1 protein-coding gene is annotated in these 1,521 nt (G+C 75.0%); it reads left to right on the forward strand.

Annotated features, from left to right (window positions below; all coding sequences use genetic code 11):
- Positions 1-275 precede the first annotated feature (275 nt).
- A complete protein-coding gene (locus FOE67_RS25430) occupies positions 276-1,403 on the forward strand; it encodes a ferrochelatase (RefSeq protein WP_182667165.1) in 1,128 nt (375 codons plus the stop codon).
- The last annotated feature ends 118 nt before the right edge of the window (positions 1,404-1,521 follow it).

Genomic DNA, 1,521 nt, shown 5'->3' on the forward strand with positions numbered 1-1,521 from the left:
GGGGGCGCGCGGACCGGCCCGCCGATCGGGGGCGCGCGGCCCGTCCCGGGCCGTCACCCGACCCGGCCACCCCACGTGCGGCGCCCCCGGGGGGACCACCCGGATGGCGGTCACCGGATCGAGGGATCCGGGCGGCCGGCGGGCCCGCCGCATCCGGCGGCACCCCGGGAGGGGAAACCGTCTTCGAGGCATCCCGCGCCGCCCGCGCCCCGCCGCCGGCGCCAACGGTGGTGCCGGACCGTCGAGTGACCGTGAGTGATGCGAGGATGGCCGACATGGCACACCCCACCGACCCCACCCCCTACGACGCGCTGCTGCTGCTCTCCTTCGGTGGTCCCGAGGGCCCCGAGGACGTCGTCCCCTTCCTGGAGAACGTCACCCGCGGGCGCGGGATCCCCCGCGAACGCCTGGAGGAGGTGGGGCAGCACTACTTCCTCTTCGGCGGTGTCAGCCCGATCAACGAGCAGAACCGTCGGCTGCTCGCGGCCCTGCGCGAGGACTTCGCGGCCCACGGTCTCGACCTCCCGGTGTACTGGGGCAACCGCAACTGGGACCCCTACCTCACCGACACCCTGCGCGAGATGGTCCGGGAGGGCCGTCGCCGGATCCTCGTCCTGGCCACCAGCGCCTACTCCTCCTACTCCGGCTGCCGCCAGTACCGGGAGGACCTCGCCGGGGCGCTCGCCGTGCTGGAGGCCGAGGGCACGGAGCTCCCCCGGGTGGACAAGATCCGCGTCTACTGGAACCACCCCGGCTTCCTGGAGACCATGGCCGAGGGCGTCGTGAGAGCGCTGGAGGAGTTGCCCGCCGAGGTGCGCGACGGGGCCCACCTCGCCTTCTCCACCCACTCCATCCCGATCACCGCCGCCGACACCTCCGGCCCCGGGTCCGGCCACGGCGACGGTGGCGCCTATGTGCGCCAGCACATGGACGCCGTGCGGTGGATCTCCGAGGCCGTCCGGGAGGCCACCGGCGTGGAGCGCTCCGCCGAACTGGTGTACCAGTCCCGCAGCGGCGCCCCGCACATCCCCTGGCTGGAGCCCGACATCTGCGACCACCTCGATGAGGTGCACGCCAAGGGCGTGCCCGCCGTGGTGATCGTGCCCATCGGCTTCGTCTCCGACCACATGGAGGTCCTCTACGACCTCGACACCGAGGCGAGGGCCAGGGCCGAGGAGTTGGGCCTGCCCATGGTCCGCTCGGCCACCGTCGGCGACGACCCCCGCTTCGTCGCGGCCGTGCGCGACCTGGTGCTGGAGCGTGCCGCCGCCGAACGGGGGGAGGAGCCCACCAGGTGCGCCCTGGGCGACCTCGGTCCGAGCCACGACCGCTGCCCGGTCGGCTGCTGCCCGGGCCGCGCCCCCCGCCCGGCGGCCACCGGCGTGGACAGCCCCTACGCCTGACCCGTTCGCCCCCGTGCCGGACGGCCCGCCGCGCCCCGGCGAGCCGCCCGGCACCGCCGGTCCCACCGCCCGGGTCCGGCTCCCACACAGAAGGACCCTTCCCCGTGAGCGACCACAC

Origin of the sequence: Streptomyces calidiresistens, assembly GCF_014141525.1 — a bacterium.
Taxonomy (GTDB): domain Bacteria; phylum Actinomycetota; class Actinomycetes; order Streptomycetales; family Streptomycetaceae; genus Streptomyces; species Streptomyces calidiresistens.